Origin of the sequence: Pedobacter sp. PACM 27299 (assembly GCF_001412655.1) — a bacterium.
GTDB lineage: Bacteria > Bacteroidota > Bacteroidia > Sphingobacteriales > Sphingobacteriaceae > Pedobacter.
In genome coordinates, this window is the sequence record NZ_CP012996.1 from 1,102,478 (window position 1) to 1,121,487 (window position 19,010).

A 19,010-nucleotide genomic window follows, 5' to 3' on the forward strand; every position below is an offset into this window, starting at 1 on the left:
TATGCAATTACAAGACGTTTTATATGGAATCGCCATAACAAACCTGGTTGGGTCTACCAATAGGGAGATAACTGCGCTTGTTTTTGATTCCCGTCAGGTGATTAAAGATGCGGTGTTCTTTGCCATTAAAGGGACGCTTTCAGATGGTCATAAATATATTGAAAATACAATACAGGCAGGTGCTTCGGTAATTGTGTGTGAGCAAATTCCTGCGCAGACTGTTCCAGGAGTAGTTTATATACAGGTAGACAATAGTTCGGTCGCTTTAGGAGAAATGGCTGCTAATTATTATGGCAACCCTTCTTCGAAATTGAAATTGGTAGGCATTACCGGTACGAATGGTAAAACGACGATCGCAACGATCTTGTTTAAGCTTTTCCGTACGCTGGGTTACCATGTAGGATTGATTTCTACCGTACAGAATCATATTGATGATGTGGTGATTCCGGCTACACATACGACACCAAACCCAATTGCCTTAAATGAATTGCTGCAGAAAATGATGGATGCTGGCTGTGAATATTGCTTTATGGAAGTGAGTTCTCATGCGGTAGTGCAGCACCGTATCGAAGGTTTAGATTTTGTAGGCGGTGTGTTTTCGAACATTAGTCATGACCATTTAGACTTCCATAAAACTTTCGACAATTACATTAAAGCTAAAAAAGCATTTTTTGATGGATTGCCTGCAGGGGCTTTTGCATTGACCAATCTGGATGATAGAAACGGTATGGTGATGCTGCAGAATACCAAAGCCACCAAAATGACTTATGCCTTAAAACAGCTGGCTGATTTTAAAGCAAGAGTGGTAGAAAATAGCTTCAATGGTTTACATCTGGAGATTGATCAGGCAGATGTATTCTTTAAACTGGTGGGTTCTTTCAACGCATACAACTTGCTTGCCGTTTACGGTACTGCAGTATTGTTAGGGGAAGATAAACTGGAAGCATTAACCGCGCTGAGCAACCTTACGGGAGCCGAAGGCAGGTTTGATTACATCACCTCGAGTAACCAGATCATCGGGATTGTAGATTATGCACATACACCAGATGCAGTGCAGAATGTATTGAGTACCATTGCCGACATTAGAAAAGGCACAGAACAGGTGATTACGATCATCGGTTGTGGTGGTGATAGAGATAAAACAAAACGCCCGATTATGGCACAAGTGGCCTGCGATTGGAGTGATAAGGTGATCCTGACTTCGGACAATCCAAGGTCGGAAAATCCGCAAACGATAGTAGAGGAAATGGAAAAGGGCGTATCGCCAACAAATAAGAGGAAGACGTTGAGTATAGTAGATAGAAGAGAAGCGATTAAAACGGCTTGCCATTTAGCAAAACCAGGAGATATTATCCTGCTGGCTGGAAAAGGGCATGAGAAGTATCAGGAAATCAATGGCGTGAGGTATCATTTCGATGATAAGGAAATATTAATGGAACAATTAAACTTGATCAGCTAATGTTATATTATTTATTCGAATACCTAAACGCACATTACGATTTCCCGGGATTGAGGCTGTTTCAATACATCACTTTCCGTACTTCCTTAGCGATCATTATTTCCTTAATCATTACTACTGTTTTTGGCCGTGCCATTATCAACTATCTGCAGAAAATGCAGGTGGGGGAAACCGTAAGAAACCTGGGTTTAGAAGGACAAATGCAGAAACAAGGAACGCCAACAATGGGTGGAATCATGATCCTGTTAGGGATTTTGGTGCCTACTTTATTACTGGCTAACCTTTCTAATATTTATGTATTGCTGATGATCATCACCACCGTTTGGATGGGAGTGATTGGCTTTGTAGATGATTATATCAAGGTTTTCAGAAAAAACAAAGAGGGTTTAGCAGGTAGGTTTAAGATTGTCGGACAAGTTGGTCTGGCTTTGATTATCGGATGGACGATGTATTTCAATCCTAATATTGTTGTACGTCAGACGGTGGATGAATCGGGTATTACCAATGCGACAGCACCAATGGTACTGCGACAAAAAGGAGAGAGTTTTTACTATACACAGGATGTAAAATCTACCTTGACGAATGTTCCTTTTTACAAAAATAATGAGTTTGATTATGCCAAAGTCCTGAAATTTTTAGGAGAAGGCTATGAGAAATATTCGGTGTTTGTATTCCTGTTTTTTGTAGTCATTATTGTGACTGCAGTATCCAATGGGGCAAATATTACAGATGGGATTGATGGATTAGCCACAGGGACCTCCGCGATTATCGGGATTACCTTAGGCCTGCTGGCCTATGTATCGGGTAATACCGTGATTGCCGATTACCTGAACATCATGTATATCCCCAATTCAGGAGAGCTGATGATCTTTGCGGGTGCTTTTGTTGGTGCTTGTGTTGGCTTTTTATGGTATAACTCGTACCCTGCACAGGTGTTTATGGGGGATACCGGAAGTTTGGCCATCGGTGGTATTATCGCCGCTTTTGCGATCATGATCCGTAAAGAATTACTGATCCCGGTTTTATGTGGCGTATTCCTGATTGAGAACTTGTCGGTAATCATTCAGGTGAGCTATTTTAAATATACAAAAAAGCGGTTTGGAGAGGGCAAAAGGGTATTTTTGATGTCTCCTTTACACCACCACTATCAGAAAAAAGGATACCATGAAGCTAAAATTGTGACACGGTTCTGGATCATTGGGATTTTATTGGCCATCATTACGATCATCACTTTAAAACTTCGATAATGGAAAAGCAAAGGATAGTCGTTTTAGGAGCCGGTGAAAGCGGTGTAGGTGCCGCAATGTTAGCACAGAAACAAGGATTTGATGTTTTTGTCTCTGATCTAGGTGCCATCCCTTCGCAGTACAAAGAACATTTGCAGGAACTGAATATCGCCTTTGAAGAAAAGCAGCATACAGCTGAACTGATCTTGAATGCGGTAGAGGTAGTGAAGAGTCCTGGAATTCCGGAAACTGCTCCAATGATTAAAGCATTGAAAGCAAAAGGCATATCAGTGATCTCGGAGATTGAATTTGCGAAAAGATATACTAAGGCAAAAACGATCTGCATTACCGGGTCGAATGGTAAAACAACGACCTCCTTGTTGACGTACCACATTTTGAAAAATGCGGGATTGAACGTTGCCCTGGCAGGAAATATTGGGAATAGCTTTGCAGCATTAGTCGCAACGGCTGATTTTGACTATTACGTATTGGAAATTTCCAGCTTCATGTTGGACGATATGTATGAATTCAGAGCTGATATCTCCATTTTATTAAACATTACGCCGGATCATTTGGACCGGTACGATTATAAACTGAGTAATTATGCAGCCTCAAAGTTGCGGATCACTCAAAATCAGCAGAGTGATGATGTTTTCATTTATTGTGCTGATGATGACGAGACTTTAAAAGCGATGAAGTCTGTCAAAATCAATTCAGGGATGCTGGCTTTTTCTATCCGTAAAAAGATTGAAAATGGCGCTTACCTGGAAGGCAATAACCTACACATCAACATTAACTTAAAAGAAGAATTAACCATGTCGATCACAGAATTAGCTTTACAAGGCAAGCATAATGTTTATAATTCTATGGCTGCGGGCATAGTTGCGAAAATATTGGATATTAAAAATTCCGTGATTCGTGAGAGCATGAGTGACTTCAAGAATGTGGAACATCGTTTAGAACATGTCGGTAAAATTTCCGGTGTGGAGTATATCAATGATTCCAAGGCGACTAATGTGAACTCTACCTGGTATGCGCTGGAAAGTGTGAACCCTGGCGTGATCCTGATTATGGGTGGCGTAGATAAAGGCAATGACTATAGTATGCTGAAAGACCTGGTTCGTGAGAAAGTTAGGGCAATCGTGTGCTTAGGGAAAGACAATAAAAGGATTCATGAGGCTTTTGAAGATGATGTAGAAGTGATTGTCAATACCTTCTCCGCAAATGAAGCAGTTCAGGTGGCTTACCACTTGGCAAATAAAGGGAATACGGTGCTGTTGTCACCGGCCTGCGCAAGTTTTGATTTGTTCAAAAACTACGAAGACCGTGGCAATCAGTTTAAAATGGCTGTGAAAGAACTATAAGTTATGATCGCAATTAATCAGATTTTAGACAAGACAAAAGGAGATCGCTGGATATGGCTGATCATTATCCTTTTATCGCTGATCTCTATACTTACCGTGTATAGTGCAACGGGAACGTATGCCTATAAAGTGAATAAGACCGTAGAAAAAGTTTTATTAACCAAACACCTGATCTTCGTGATCATGGGTATAGGGATGATCTATATCTCGCATTTACTGGATTATAAATATTACGCTGGGATTTCCAAAATCCTGATGATCATTACCATTCCATTGCTATTCTATACTGCGGTATTTGGAGCGAATATCAATGATGCTTCGCGTTGGGTAAAGATTCCGGTAATTGGATTGACGTTCCAGACTTCCGATTTGGCAAAACTTGCGCTGATTACCTTTTTGGCAAGGATGCTGACGAAGAAGCAGGAAAATATTAAAGATGTAAAAGAAGCCTTTGTTCCGATTATGGGATCGGTATGTGTGGTTTTTGTACTGATTGCCTGGGCGAATTTATCGACGGCAATTATGTTGTTTGGGGTGAGTATCCTTTTGTTAATTATCGGCAGGATCTCTATTAAACAAATCTCCATAGTTTGTGCCGGTGGTGCAGTTTTGCTATTGTTTATTGTGTTTTTAGGACCCAGAGCAGGAACGTATAAATCCAGGGTAAACTCATTCTTACATCCGGAGCTGCAAAATTCGGATAAGACCTATCAGGCAGATCAATCTAAAATCGCACTGGCAACAGGCGGTGTTTTTGGAAAAGGCCCCGGAAATAGCACGCAAAGAAATTTCTTACCTCACCCATATTCGGATTTTATCTTCGCGATTATCGTGGAAGAATATGGTTTGCTGGGGGCGATGACGGTGATTGTGCTCTACCTGGTGCTGCTCTACCGATGTGTACGGATTGTGACGCAGAGTCCCAAGGCCTTCGGGGCCTTGCTGGCTGCGGGCTTAAGCTTTAGTCTGACCATTCAGGCTTTTGCCAATATGGCCGTAGCCGTAGGTTTAGGTCCGGTTACCGGGGTACCTTTACCATTGGTCAGCATGGGGGGTACTTCCATGATTTTTACCAGTATCGCCTTTGGAATTATCCTGAGTGTGAGCAGAGATGTAGAAGAGAATAGTCATAAAAAAGTAGTGGTAGGTGAGATTCCTGCGATAGATTAAGAAGATGAAGAGAGCAACGAGAGTAATTATTTCAGGTGGTGGTACCGGCGGACATATTTTTCCGGCGATATCGATAGCGAATGCCTTAAAACGCATGGAGCCTAGCTGTGAGATTTTATTTGTCGGCGCAACAGGCAGAATGGAAATGGAAAAAGTTCCTGCTGCCGGATATAAGATCATTGGTTTAAACATCAGCGGTATACAAAGAGGCTCAATCGTAAAAAATTTAAGTTTGCCATTTAAAATGCTAGGAAGCATGCGTAAAGCCTTGCAGTTAATTGCTGATTTTAAACCTGATGTAGTGGTTGGTGTAGGTGGCTATGCTTCCGGACCCATCCTATTTGCTGCATCATTAAAAAATATCCCTTACCTGATTCAGGAGCAAAACTCCTATGCAGGGGTAACCAATAAGTGGTTAGGGAAAAAAGCAGCGAAAGTATGTGTGGCTTTTGACGAGATGGATCAGTTTTTCCCAGCAGCGAATATCCTGAAAACAGGAAATCCAGTTAGGAAAGATGTGGTAGACATTGCGCATAAACATCATGCTGGCGCAGAATTGCTGAAACTGGACCCATTAAAGAAAACCATCCTGGTGACAGGTGGAAGTCTGGGTGCAGGTACCTTAAACAAAAGTATTGAAAAGCATTTACAAGACTTAATTGCTGAAGATGTTCAGGTGATCTGGCAGACGGGCAAGTTTTATTATAAAGGGATTGTAGAGCGCTTAGGTTTGGATTACCATCCGAACGTATGTATTCTGGAGTTTCTGAATAAGATGGACATGGCTTATGCCGCTGCTGACCTGATCATTTCCAGAGCAGGAGCAGGCACTATTGCGGAGCTTTGCCTGATTAAAAAGCCAGTAATTCTGGTGCCTTCGCCAAATGTGGCAGAAGACCACCAGACAAAAAATGCAATGGCATTGGTGAAGCACCATGCAGCGCTTTTAATTGCCGATCGCTCTGCGGAAGATACGCTGGTATCAGAAGCATTAATGTTATTAAAAGATAAAGATCGCTGTAAAATGCTTTCTGAAAATATAGGAAAAATGGCTTTGCCTGATGCGGATAACATCATTGCAGAAGAGGTGTTAATTTTAGCAGGGAAAGGAGGTTTACGTGAAGTTAGATAAGATTAAGAGGATTTATTTTGTAGGCATCGGTGGTATTGGCATGAGTGCGCTTGCCCGTTACTTCAAAAACAGAGGTTGCGAGGTTTGCGGTTATGATAAAACCAGGACCAATCTGACAATCGCTTTAGAAGAAGAAGGAATTGCGGTTGCTTACATCGACGAAGTATTGGCTTTGCCAGTAGAGTTTTTAGCCCATGACGAATACACGTTAGTGGTGTATACGCCTGCGATTCCTAAACATAGTGCCTTACTTCATTATTTCCAGGAACAGGGATTTGTGATGAAGAAACGTTCTGAAGTATTAGGGATCATCAGCGAAGGACAATTTTGTATCGCTGTTGCTGGTACCCATGGTAAAACCACGACTTCTTCTATCATTGCTCATGTGCTGACGGATACCGGTTTTGGCTGTACTGCTTTTTTAGGCGGCATTGCCAGCAATTATAACAGTAACTTTTTATTGGGGACCAATCACGTAGTGGTGGTAGAAGCCGATGAATATGACCGTTCTTTCCTGACTTTGCATCCGGATATTTCTGTGATTACTTCTATGGATGCGGATCACCTGGACATCTATGGTGACGCGAACCAGCTGGAAGAGTCTTTCCGCCTGTTTGCCGGACAATTGAAACCGGAAGGGACTTTGTTCGTTAAGGCAGGTTTGCCTTTGGAAGGCGGTCTGAATTACAGTGCAGGGATGGATGCTCCGATCAAAGGGGAAAACATTCGCGTAGCAGGATCAAAGTTTGTTTTTGATTATGTAGATGGCGAGGTTAAGATTTCCGATGTACAGTTAATGCTGCCTGGAAAACACAATGTTGAAAATGCAGTAGCAGCAATGGCAGTGGCCTTAAAGCTAGGCATTGATGCGGATAAAATAAAGGGCGCTATTGCCAGTTTTAAAGGAGTGAAAAGAAGGTTTGAATATATTGTGAATACAAAAAATCACATTTATATTGACGACTATGCGCACCATCCTGAAGAATTAAAAGCTTGTTTTCATGCGGTCAGACAACTGTATCCGGATAAGAAAATGACAGTGATTTTTCAACCCCATTTGTTCAGTCGCACGCGCGATTTTGCCGATGGATTTGCAGAAGTATTGAGTACCGTTGATGACCTGATTTTACTGGACATCTACCCGGCAAGAGAGCTGCCGATTGAAGGCGTTGATTCGGCATTTTTGCTGGATAAAATCACCTTAGAAAGTAAAGAGATTTGCGCGAAAGACCTTGTGCTGGAGCGTATTAAAACTAAAAACCCGGAGCTGCTGATTACTGTAGGTGCCGGAGATATTGACACGTTAATACAACCGTTAAAAACTAATTTCACTCATGTTTAAAGACATCAATTGGAAATTTGTATTCAGATGCTTTGCATGGGTAGTTTGCCTGTGTGGAGTGGTTGTGCTCATGAGTTTCATCAGCATGAAGAAGGATACGGTGACCATTACGAATGTCAAAATATTGATCCCTGGAGCAGATAATTTTATTGAGCGAGAGGAGATAGATGCGGTTTTAAAGCAGAGTCAGGGCTCTTTAATCGGTCGGAAGCTGGAAGATATCAACCTGCAGGCGATAGAGAAAAAGATACAATCTAACCCCTATATTGCTCAGGCAACGGTGTATGCGGACATGGATGGCGTGATTCATATTGAAGTTAAACAGCGTCAGCCGATTTTAAGGGTAATTAACGCTGGCGGTCAGGACTATTACATTGACCGTGACGGACTAAAAATGCCAGTGTCTCCGAACTTTACGGCTAACGTTTTGGTGGCTAATGGAAACATTATGGAACGTTTTAGTGGTAGAGTAGACACTTTAATCACCAAATTGGCAGCAGATTTGTACGAGACGGCATTGTTCATCAAAAGAGATACTTTGTGGGATGCACAAATTGAGCAATTGTATGTAGATGATAGAATGGATATTGAGTTGATCCCAAGAGTAGGTAACCAGCGCATCTTGCTGGGCTCTGCTGATTCCTTGCAGGTGAAAATGAGAAATCTTCTGGCGTTTTATAAACAGGCCATGCCGAAAGTGGGATGGGATACCTATAAAACGATCAATATTAAATATACGAATCAGGTGGTTTGTGAAAAGAACAAACCAGATTCGCAGCTAGTGAATGGAGTGAAGCGGCCGAAAATTGTGGATACCGCAAAAGCGAATAAGGGAGTGATTAACGCATTGGTTTTGCAGCAGATTGCAAAGGAAATGAAAAACGATGCGGATGATCCTTATGTTCCGGATGGAGCAATTGCTGCAGCGCCAGTTAAGGCTTCAGCGCCGAAGCCGGTGAGTAAGCCTGCGGTAAAAAAGGTGGAAGCTGCGAAACCTGTAATTAAAAAGCCTGAGCCGAAAAAATCGGAACCGAAAAAGACAGCAGCGGTAAAGCCTCCGGTCAAGAAGCTGGCGACTAATCCGGTTGCAAAAGCAAAGCCAGTGACGAGTCCGGTTAAAAAGACGAGTACTGCAAAAACAGAGAAAAAAACAACTGCAAAGAAGCCGGCAGCGGCAGCAGAAAAGAGATAAGAATAAAGATACCAGAAAAACAACAAGAATATAACTCAGCAAATCGATATAGTTATGGGCAAAGAAAAATCTATCGTGCAGTCTCCAATCGTAGTAGGATTGGATATTGGTACTACAAAAATTTGCGTGATCGTTGGTCGGCGCACTCAGCATAAAAAAATAGAGGTATTGGGCATTGGAAAAGCGGAATCAGCAGGGGTAACCCGTGGTGTGGTTTCGAATATTCAAAAAACAGTTCAGGGAATCGCACAGGCAGTTGAAGTTGCCAGCGGTCAATCGAATGTAGAAATCCGCGTGGTGAACGTTGGTATCGCTGGTCAGCATATCAAGAGTTTACAGCACCGCGGCATTTTGACCAGGAGAGAGCTGAACAATGAAATTGGAAAGAAAGACATCGACAAATTAATTGATGATATGTTCAAACTGGTGATGCCCCCAGGAGAAGAAATCATTCATGTCTTGCCTCAGGAATTTACGATCGATAATGAGCCCGGTGTGAAAGACCCGATCGGGATGGCAGGGGTGCGTTTAGAAGCGAACTTCCACATCATCTCCGGACAGGTAACTGCGGTTAAAAATATAATGAGGTGCGTAACCAATGCTGGGTTGCAAACTCAGGAATTAATTTTAGAGCCTCTTGCTTCTTCAGAGTCGGTGTTGAGCGACGAAGAGAAGGAAGCTGGTATTGCTTTAGTGGATATTGGTGGTGGTACAACCGATATTGCTATTTTTCATGAAGGCATCATCCGCCATACTGCTGTGATCCCATTTGGGGGTAACAGTGTAACGGAAGATATTCGTGAAGGATGTTCTGTGATGAGAAACCAGGCTGAATTGTTGAAGACCCGTTTCGGTTCTGCCCTGGCTGAAGAGAACAAAGAAAATGAGATCATTTGTGTTCCCGGCCTTCGTGGTAGAGAGCCAAAAGAGATTTCTGTGAAAAACTTAGCTTATGTGATCCAGGCCCGTATGGAAGAAATCATTGAGCATGTTTATTATGAGATTAAATCGTCTGGTTATGAGAAAAAATTAATCGGTGGTGTAGTGATCACCGGTGGTGGTGCATTGCTGAAACACCTTTCTCAGCTGGTAGAATATGTAACTGGCTTAGATTGCCGCGTGGGTTATCCTAATGAGCATTTATCGAAATATGAAGATATGCCGAAGACCATTTATGACGATTTGAAAAGTCCAATGTATGCAACCAGTGTTGGTTTGCTGATCAAAGGAATTCAAAAAGCGGAAGAACTGATCGAAGAAATGAAACAGCCAGGCGTATATGTTGAAAAACCAAAGGATCCTAAAGACAAGAACAAGAATTCTGGTGGTGGACTGTTCGACAAGCTGCTGGCCAAGGCTAAAGACTTCGTAAAGGACGATATGAACGTAAGCGACGAAGATTATATTAAATCATAAATACTTATCCACAATTAGCGATTTTTCCACATTCCAAACAGTAATAGAAAAGCCCTGTTAAAAAATGGTATTATTACGTTGGTAGATGAACAGGAAAAACGAATTTTTAAACAACTGATTCATAAAGATATGCAGTTCGAAATGTTAAAAGATAAGTCATCAATCATCAAGGTAATTGGTGTTGGTGGCGGTGGTGGTAATGCGGTAAACCATATGTACCGTCAGGGAATTACAGGTGTAGACTTTATTATTTGTAATACAGATGCGCAAGCATTGGAGTTTAGTCCGATCCCTAACAAGGTGCAATTGGGTGCTAGCTTAACAGAAGGAATGGGTGCAGGCTCAATTCCTGAGGTAGGAAAGAACTCTGCAATAGAGAATATAGATGACATCAAACAGATGCTTGGAAGCACTACAAAGATGTTATTTATTACTGCCGGAATGGGTGGTGGTACCGGAACAGGTGCAAGCCCAATCATTGCAAAAGCAGCAAAAGAATTAGATATATTAACGGTAGCCATTGTGACTACGCCATTTGCTTTTGAAGGTAAACGACGTAAGATGCAAGCCAATGATGGTTTGGATGAGCTGAAAAAATATGTAGACTCTTATCTGGTGATTTCGAACGACAGGTTAAGGGAGATTTTTGGTAACCTGACTTTAGGTTCCGCATTTGCCCAGGCAGATGATATCTTAACTACCGCAGCCAAAGGAATTGCAGAAATTATTACAGTACCTGGATACATCAACGTGGATTTTAAGGATGTGCGTACGGTGATGAAGGACAGTGGGGTTTCGATCATGGGTAGTTTTGCTTGTGATGGTGAAAATAGAGCTTTAAATGCAGTGGAAGGTGCTTTAGCTTCTCCATTGTTAAAAGATAACGAGATTGAGGGTGCCAGATATATTTTATTAAATATCAGTTCAGGATTACGTGAAGTAACAATGGATGAGGTGACGATCATCACAGACTATATTCAGGACAAAGCAGGATTATCTGCAGACCTGATCTGGGGTAACTGTATCGATGAGAACCTGGAGGATAAATTGTCGGTAACGATTATTGCCACTGGATTCCAGACTACGGAACAACGTGATGAAGAAAAAAAAAATGTAAGAAAAGTTTCTTTGCTTACGCCTGAGGAAGCACCATTGGTGAAACCGGTAGAACCTGTTAATTCTTTTATCGCAGCAAGACCGGAAGCTTATTCAAATGAGCCAGTGATGAAAACTAAAGAAGAGATCAAACAATCTGATCTTTTTGGTGATCTGTATGGCAACAATAAAAGAGGCTATCAGGAACCGGATAATAATGGTATCGTCAGACATACTTTAGTAGAAGAAGAAGCGGTTGCTGAAGAACAGCAGGATCCTTCTTTTGAGTTTGAGATTAAAGTAGCTGAAACCGATTTTACCTTTGAAAAACCAGAATCTGTATTCCATAATAATGTGGAACCGCAACGTCAGGAAGTGGTGGAGCAAGGAGCAGATGATGATAAAAATGACGATTCTATCGAAGATCAGCTGAAAAAATCTAAAGAGCGTATCTTGAGATTAAAAGACCTGAGCATGAAACTGAGAACAAGCAATGGTTTACAGGAGCTGGAAAATGAACCGGCTTATAAACGTAAGCAAATGCAGTTGGAACAGGTTCAGCATTCTTCAGAGTCTCAGGTTTCAAGATTTACCCTGAGTAATGATGAGGAAGGATCAACAGAGATCAGACCTAATAACTCATTTTTACACGATAACGTTGATTAATCAGTCGATTTAAATATTTGAAAAGCCTTAGCAATTTATTGTTAAGGCTTTTTTGGCATAATAATCGTGTGGGAAGGGCAAGCGGACTAAAGCGCTGCCAGGTAAAATTGCTATTGCAGCAGATTAACCTTAAATTTGCAGAAAAATAAGATACATAACATTTAAATAAATACACATTGGATATTTTTGATAAAGTAGCAAAACGCATGGGACCGATTGGTCAGCACCAGAAATGGTCACATGGATATTTCTCTTTTCCTAAATTAGAGGGGGATATCGCACCTCACATGAATTTTCGTGGCAAAGAACATTTAGTTTGGAGTTTAAACAACTATTTAGGATTGGCTAATCACCCTGAAGTTAGGGAAGCGGATAAGCAAGGTGCGACGGATTTTGGTATGGCTTACCCGATGGGTGCAAGAATGATGTCCGGTAACTCTAAGTACCATGAGCAAATGGAGCAGGAATTGGCTGAATTTGTTGGGAAAGAAGATGCATTCTTATTAAATTTCGGTTACCAGGGTATGGTATCGATCATCGATTGTTTAGTCGATAGAAATGACGTAATCGTTTATGATGCGGAATCTCATGCTTGCATTATTGATGGTTTACGTTTACACATGGGTAAGCGCTTCGTTTATCAGCACAATGATATTGAAAGTGCACGCAAGCAATTAGAACGTGCTACTAAACTGACGGAACAATCGGGTGGTGGTATTCTTTTGATCACGGAAGGTGTATTTGGGATGTCAGGTGCACAAGGTAAATTGAAGGAACTGATTGAATTGAAAAAAGAATTCGATTTCCGTCTTTTAATTGACGATGCACATGGTTTCGGTACTATGGGTCCAACAGGTGCGGGTACTCATGAAGAGCAAGGCTGTGTTGAAGGTGTGGATATTTATTTCGGTACTTTCGCAAAATCAATGGCAGGTATTGGTGCTTTCGTTGCCTCTACACAAGAATTAACCAACTATTTCCGCTACAATATGCGTTCGCAGACTTTCGCGAAGGCTTTACCAATGCCAATGGTAATTGGTTTATTGAAAAGATTAGAGCTGCTTAAAAATAATCCAGAGTTAAGAGAACGTCTTTGGCTGATCGCAACTACCCTTCAAAAAGGTTTAAGAGAACGTGGTTTTGATTTAGGGATTACCAATACGATGGTGACGCCGGTGTTCTTAAAAGGGGAATTGTTAGAAGCTACGGCATTGACAATGGATCTACGTGAGAACTACGGTATCTTCTGTTCGATTGTAGTTTATCCAGTGATTCCTAAGGGATTAATTGAGTTAAGGTTGATTCCAACCGCTGTTCATACTTTGGAAGACGTACAACGCACTTTAGATGCTTTTAGCGAGGTGTCTGAGAAGTTGAAAACAGGTTATTATAAAGAACATCAGTTCTCTATGGCTTAGGCTATTTTATAAGAATTTAGGAAAGACTGCTTTTTTTAAGGCAGTCTTTTTTTTGTGTCTAAAAATTAGTTTTCAAAAGGTCTTTATTTATTGTCTGAAAATCTTTTTTTTATAGAATAAACACCTTACTTTAGTAATAGAGTATCAATCAAACCATTAAAAACTAAAAAGGAGTAAATTAACGATGAAAAAATTTAATGAAGCAAAAGAACTTGTTGCTGCTTTAGAAGCAGATGCAGACAAATTCTACAACAAAGCGAATAGCGCTGCTGGAACACGTGTTCGTAAAGGTATGCAGGATCTTAAGAACTTAGCTCAAGCGATTCGTTTGGAAGTTCAGGAAACTAAAAACAAAGACGCTAAATAAGCTTTTTGATTCAAAAAAAAGCGTCCAGGCAACCGGGACGCTTTTTTTATGGAATATGGTTTTTACAGCTTCGCTGTTTTATGCTTTTAATGATGTTTTAAGCAGTAATTCTATTGGTTTCTGCAATGATCGCTTTGCGCAGGCTGTCAGTTACCTGTACCAATGGCAAACGCACATAGTCGTCACATACGCCCAATTGCTTCAATGCTGCTTTTACGCCACCAGGATTTCCTTCTGCGAAGATCAGTCTGGTAAACTCGATTAAGTCCAGATGTAATGGAGCTGCGGCTTTAAAATCACCATTTAGACACAACCTGATCATATCAGATAATTGCTGAGGTAAAGCGTTTCCTACTACAGAAATTACGCCTACTGCGCCTAATGCGATCATGGGCATTGCCACTGGATCATCACCTGAGATCAGCATAAAATCTGCTGGTTTATCGCGCAGGATCTGGTTGAACTGGTCGAAACTTCCAGATGCTTCTTTAGTACCAATGATATTTTTGAAATCATTAGCTAAGCGGCAGGTCGTTTCAGGACTTAGATTGCTGCCCGTACGTCCAGGTACATTGTAAAGAAACACAGGTAATGCGCTGGCTTCTGATACTGCTTTATAGTGTTGATAAATGCCTTCCTGACTTGGCTTATTATAATATGGACTGGCTGATAAGATCGCATCATAACCACTCAGTTCGAAATCTTTTATACTTTGGGCAAGTTCAGCCGTATCATTCCCTCCGATACCAGCTACGAGCGGTAAACGGCCATTGTTAATTTCAGCAGTAAATTCCCAGATCTTCTTCTTGTCGCTCTTATTCAGTGTTGATGCTTCTCCCGTTGTACCTAAAGATACCAGGTATTCTACTTTTCCTTCAACGAGGTGATTGATCAGGTTTTTAAGGCCTGTATAATCCACTGTTCCGTCTGCATTAAATGGGGTGACCAATGCCACACCCGTTCCGTGAAATTTGTTCATCTTTTTTATTTACTTCAATAACGCTAATAGGCCATCCTGTGAAATCAGGGGGACATTCAATTTATTTGCCTTTTCCAATTTGGAAGGTCCCATATTATCACCCGCGACAAGGTAGTTGAGTTTTGCGGAAATGCCGCTCAGGATCTTACCACCATTGCTTTCAATTATCTCTTTGAGTTCTTCCCTACTGTAATTTTCAAAAACTCCCGAAATTACGAATGTTTTTCCAGTTAATTTGTCACTTTGCAGCGTAATTTCTTTTTCTACCACTTCGAACTGCAGTCCATAAGACTTTAACAGCTCAATTTGACGGATATGTTCCGGTTTTGCGAAGTATTCTATGATGCTTTCCGCAATTCTTTGTCCGATTTCATCAATTGCAACGAGTTCTTCCAGCGTTGCAGTCATTAACTTGTCGATATTTTTAGTTCCAACAGCCAGTTTTTTTGCAACAGTTTCCCCAACAAATCTAATTCCTAATCCAAAAAGCACTTTTTCAAAAGGCATTTGCTTAGAGTTTTCAATTCCTTTCAGCATATTTTCTATAGAACGTTCACCGAAACGTTCCAATGTTTTCAAATCTTCTGATCTTTCATGCAGGGTATAAAGATCGCTGATGTGGGCAACCAGTCCTTTTTGATAAAAGGTTTCGATCGTTTCATCGCCCAATCCGTCTATATTCATCGCCTTTCGGCTGATAAAATGCTGGATTTTACCTACAATTTGCGGCGGACAAGCTTCATCATTGGGACAGTAGAAGGCTACTTCTCCTTCTTTTCTGATCAATGGCGTGTTACATTCCGGGCATGCGCTGAGGTAATGTATTTTTAAAGCTCCTGGCTTACGTTTCTCTAGGTTTACATGGATGATCTTAGGAATGATCTCTCCGCCTTTTTCTACAAATACGGTATCACCTTCATGAAGATCTAGTCGCTCGATCTCATTCGCATTGTGCAGCGTAGCTCTTTTTACCGTTGTTCCGGCAAGCTGAACCGGTTTTAGATTCGCTACTGGCGTCACCGCACCAGTACGTCCTACCTGATAAGTCACTTTCTCTAGGATAGTTTCGACTTCCTGCGCCTTGTATTTATAAGAAATTGCCCATCGTGGAGATTTGGCTGTAAAGCCCAATTCCTGCTGCTGCGCATAACTATTTACTTTGATCACGATTCCATCAATATCATAAGAAAGTTGGAAACGCTGTTCTTCCCATTTGTGTACAAAAGCAAGTACATCATCGATGGTACTGCTCAGCTCCGTATGCTCGCATACATTGAAACCCCAGCTTTTTAAGCTTTCTAAACTTTCCCAATGCGTCTTGAAATAGTTTTTATCAGTATTCAGAGAATATAAGAAACAGTCTAATGGACGTCTCGCCACTTCTTTAGAATCCTGCATTTTAATGGTTCCTGCGGCAAAATTTCTAGGGTTGGCATATTGTACCTCTCCAAATTCTTCACGCTCTCTGTTGAGGCGATCGAAGGCTGCACGGTGCATAAATATTTCCCCTCTGATTTCAAATAGCGGAGGAACAGTTTCATTTTTTAACTGATGAGGGATGTTCCTGATGGTTTTAATATTGGTGGTCACATCATCACCTTTGGTACCATCACCGCGGGTAACGGCGCGAACCAATTTGTGGTTTTCGTAGGTTAAGCTGATGGAAAGCCCATCAAATTTAAGCTCACATACATATTCAAATTGGTCTCCAATTGTTTTCCTGACGCGCTCGTCAAAATCACGCAGGTCTTGTTCGTTATAGGTATTTCCCAGCGAAAGCATTGGCCATCGGTGGGCTACGGTTGTAAAGTTTTTGGTGATGTCTCCACCAACTTTTTGGGTAGGGGAGTTGGGATTTGCGAATTCTGGATGTGCTTTTTCTAATTGCTCCAGCTCTGCTAATTTCTTGTCGAACTCGTAATCTGCAATGGTAGGCATTGCCAATACATAATAATTGTAACTATGTTGGTTAAGCTCCTTAACCAATGCTTCCATTTTGTCTTTGATCTCCGTAAGTGGCATAAGACAAAGATAGAAAAAGTCGGACTATATTATAGGTGGGAGCATACGCTCTATGCGCTTAAAAATGTCCAGATATTCCGGTTCTAAGGCATCACGATAAATGATCAGTTTTTCGGTAAGCATTTCTGTCTGTGTTTCCGTAAAAGGATTTGGCCAGATGCGCATGCAAATTCTGTTGAGCGCATAGGAGATGTTTTCGATCTTCTGATAGCTGAACAGGTAGCGGCTCGTGATGAAGTTGTCCAGGAATTTCATGAAAATACTGGTGTCTGTGACTCCACAGTTTTTTAAGAAAAGTTCAATGGCTTTTTTATCAGATTTGATGAGCTGTTCATAGAAAGTATGGATGTTGATTATTCCTTTAACGGTCAGGATATGGTCTAACACCAGTTCAATGCCAATATGTGCCAGGAAAAACGGTTTCACCGGACTGTTTTCACAAGCAGGTAAAATCAGTTGTTTTAAGGCATGGGTTTGTACTTTGAAGAAGTCTGAATTGTGAAAAACCCGATCTACCTCCAGGTGTCTTTCCCAGCCTTTTAATAGTGAATGCTGAATTGGATCCCCTAAGAAAAGCTGTTTTTCTTTTAGTGGATATAGGTTGATTTCTTTCTGTGCATTTTTAATCAGATCAGGCAAAATGACGCCTAAGACGATGTTTTCGTCAGGATTGTCTCGTTCAAAATAATAGTGGGAAAGAAAGTTCATCGCTTTAAAAGTAGCGATTTTTGTTCAGTTTCGCCCTTTCTGAAGGGGATTGAATTGCTTCATATCCTAAGCTTCTTCCATATTTGTCTTATATTTGCGACAAACTAAGGAGATACATAATGACCAATTTCGTTGAAGAGTTACGCTGGAGAGGCATGTTGCAGGATATAATGCCTGGTACTGAAGAAAAATTAAATGAAGGAATGACATCGGGGTATATCGGCTTCGATCCAACTGCAGATTCATTGCATGTGGGCCACCTGACTCAGATCATGACTTTAATACATTTTCAACGTGCAGGACATAAACCTTATGCTTTGGTAGGCGGAGCAACAGGAATGGTTGGTGATCCTTCAGGTAAATCTGATGAGCGAAACCTGCAAACGGAGGATATGGTAGAACATAACCTTGCTGGAATGAGAAAACAGCTTTCGAAGTTCCTGACGTTTGAAGCAACTGGAAACGGTGCAGTAATGGTGAACAATGCAGACTGGTTTAAGGATATGAATCTTTTTACTTTTATCAGAGATGTAGGCAAGCACATTACTGTGAACTATATGATGGCAAAAGATAGTGTAAAGAGACGTCTTGAAGGTGATTCAGGTTTGTCATTTACAGAGTTTTGCTACCAGTTGATCCAGGGTTTCGATTTTTACTACTTGTGGAAACACCACAACTGTTTAGTGCAGATGGGTGGGTCAGATCAGTGGGGAAATATCGTAACGGGTACAGAATTGATCAGACGTAAAGATGCAGGTACTGCCTTTGCAGTAACGACAAAGCTGATTAAAAAAGCGGATGGTACTAAATTCGGTAAAACGGAAAGCGGTGCGGTTTGGCTGGCACCAGAGAAAACTTCTCCATATAAATTCTACCAGTTCTGGCTGAATGCTTCTGATGATGATACTAAAAAATGGATCAGAATCTTCACCCTAAAAACAAAAGAAGAAATTGAAGCCTTAGAAGTTGAGCATGATGCCGCACCACATCTTCGTATTTTGCAGAAAGCATTGGCGGAAGACATCACGGTGAGAACACATTCTGAAGAAGCTTTAGAGACTGCGATCAAAACCTCTGAGTTTTTATTCGGTAATGGTTCTTTAGATTTCTTTAAGACTTTAAATGAAACACAGGTATTAGAGATTTTTGAAGGAATTCCTCAGTTTGAAATTTCAAAAGAAGAATTGATGTTAGGTATTGATGCAGCAACTTTACTGGCAGAGAAATCAGCTGTGCTGGCTTCAAAAGGAGAAGCTAAGAAATTGATTCAGGGCGGTGGTGTAGCTGTTAACAGAGAGAAATTGAAAGATGCTTCAGAGGTCATTGGTTCAGCGCACCTTTTGAATGATCAGTTTATCATTGTACAAAAAGGAAAGAAAAACTACTTCTTATTGACTGTTAAATAAGAAAGACATATCATAACATAAAAAATCCCGGCCTTTTAAGGACCGGGA

At 41.1% G+C, this 19,010-nt stretch carries 15 protein-coding genes; 12 read left to right on the plus strand and 3 right to left on the minus strand.

Annotation, left to right across the window (positions count from 1 at the left end):
• The first annotated feature begins 1 nt into the window (after position 1).
• The 11 genes from AQ505_RS04655 to AQ505_RS04705 all read left to right on the plus strand — a co-directional run bounded on the left by AQ505_RS04655 (position 2) and on the right by AQ505_RS04705 (position 13,847).
• A complete protein-coding gene (locus tag AQ505_RS04655) occupies positions 2-1,459 on the plus strand; it encodes a UDP-N-acetylmuramoyl-L-alanyl-D-glutamate--2,6-diaminopimelate ligase (RefSeq protein WP_062547098.1) in 1,458 nt (485 codons plus the stop codon).
• Positions 1,459-2,706: a phospho-N-acetylmuramoyl-pentapeptide-transferase gene (gene mraY / locus AQ505_RS04660; RefSeq protein ID WP_062547099.1), complete on the plus strand. Its 1,248-nt coding sequence runs from the start codon at positions 1,459-1,461 to the stop codon at positions 2,704-2,706. Before AQ505_RS04655 ends, mraY begins: the two co-directional genes overlap by 1 nt.
• A complete protein-coding gene (gene murD / locus AQ505_RS04665) occupies positions 2,706-4,049 on the plus strand; it encodes a UDP-N-acetylmuramoyl-L-alanine--D-glutamate ligase (protein WP_062547100.1) in 1,344 nt (447 codons plus the stop codon). The genes mraY and murD overlap by 1 nt, the downstream gene beginning before the upstream one ends.
• A 3-nt stretch (positions 4,050-4,052) precedes the next feature.
• Positions 4,053-5,219 carry an FtsW/RodA/SpoVE family cell cycle protein gene (locus AQ505_RS04670; RefSeq protein WP_062547101.1) on the plus strand — a complete coding sequence of 389 codons (1,167 nt, stop codon included), beginning with the start codon at positions 4,053-4,055 and terminating at the stop codon, positions 5,217-5,219.
• Between the two features lie 4 nt (positions 5,220-5,223).
• On the plus strand, positions 5,224-6,351 hold the full coding sequence (gene murG, locus AQ505_RS04675) for an undecaprenyldiphospho-muramoylpentapeptide beta-N-acetylglucosaminyltransferase (protein WP_062547102.1): 1,128 nt from the start codon (positions 5,224-5,226) through the stop codon (positions 6,349-6,351).
• Entirely contained in the window at positions 6,338-7,693 is a 1,356-nt protein-coding gene (murC, locus tag AQ505_RS04680) for a UDP-N-acetylmuramate--L-alanine ligase (RefSeq protein ID WP_062547103.1), read from the plus strand. The genes murG and murC overlap by 14 nt, the downstream gene beginning before the upstream one ends.
• Positions 7,686-8,885 carry a cell division protein FtsQ/DivIB gene (locus AQ505_RS04685; protein ID WP_062547104.1) on the plus strand — a complete coding sequence of 400 codons (1,200 nt, stop codon included), beginning with the start codon at positions 7,686-7,688 and terminating at the stop codon, positions 8,883-8,885. The genes murC and AQ505_RS04685 overlap by 8 nt, the downstream gene beginning before the upstream one ends.
• Positions 8,886-8,939: 54 nt before the next feature.
• The gene (gene ftsA, locus AQ505_RS04690; protein WP_062547105.1) at positions 8,940-10,301 is read left to right on the plus strand and encodes a cell division protein FtsA; all 1,362 of its coding nucleotides are present in this window, start codon (positions 8,940-8,942) and stop codon (positions 10,299-10,301) included.
• Positions 10,302-10,430: 129 nt separating this feature from the next.
• On the plus strand, positions 10,431-12,062 hold the full coding sequence (gene ftsZ, locus AQ505_RS04695) for a cell division protein FtsZ (RefSeq protein WP_062550884.1): 1,632 nt from the start codon (positions 10,431-10,433) through the stop codon (positions 12,060-12,062).
• A 176-nt stretch (positions 12,063-12,238) separates the two neighbouring features.
• Positions 12,239-13,480 (plus strand): aminotransferase class I/II-fold pyridoxal phosphate-dependent enzyme, encoded by a 1,242-nt coding sequence (locus tag AQ505_RS04700; protein WP_062547106.1) that lies wholly within the window; start codon positions 12,239-12,241, stop codon positions 13,478-13,480.
• 184 nt (positions 13,481-13,664) lie between these two features.
• A complete protein-coding gene (locus tag AQ505_RS04705; protein ID WP_062547107.1) occupies positions 13,665-13,847 on the plus strand; it encodes a hypothetical protein in 183 nt (60 codons plus the stop codon).
• 97 nt (positions 13,848-13,944) lie between these two features.
• Here AQ505_RS04705 and dapA read toward each other — a convergent pair whose 3' ends face one another.
• Genes dapA through AQ505_RS04720 form a run of 3 tightly spaced genes read right to left on the minus strand, consistent with a single transcriptional unit; the run spans position 13,945 to position 17,556 of the window.
• Entirely contained in the window at positions 13,945-14,826 is an 882-nt protein-coding gene (dapA, locus tag AQ505_RS04710) for a 4-hydroxy-tetrahydrodipicolinate synthase (protein WP_062547108.1), read from the minus strand.
• Between the two features lie 9 nt (positions 14,827-14,835).
• Entirely contained in the window at positions 14,836-16,848 is a 2,013-nt protein-coding gene (gene ligA / locus AQ505_RS04715) for an NAD-dependent DNA ligase LigA (protein ID WP_062547109.1), read from the minus strand.
• Between the two features lie 24 nt (positions 16,849-16,872).
• Positions 16,873-17,556, minus strand: coding sequence for an ACP phosphodiesterase (locus AQ505_RS04720; protein ID WP_062547110.1), 684 nt, complete (start codon positions 17,554-17,556; stop codon positions 16,873-16,875).
• 119 nt (positions 17,557-17,675) lie between these two features.
• Here AQ505_RS04720 and tyrS point away from each other — a divergent pair, with 119 nt between their 5' ends.
• Positions 17,676-18,962 carry a tyrosine--tRNA ligase gene (tyrS, locus tag AQ505_RS04725; protein WP_062547111.1) on the plus strand — a complete coding sequence of 429 codons (1,287 nt, stop codon included), beginning with the start codon at positions 17,676-17,678 and terminating at the stop codon, positions 18,960-18,962.
• Positions 18,963-19,010 lie beyond the last annotated feature (48 nt).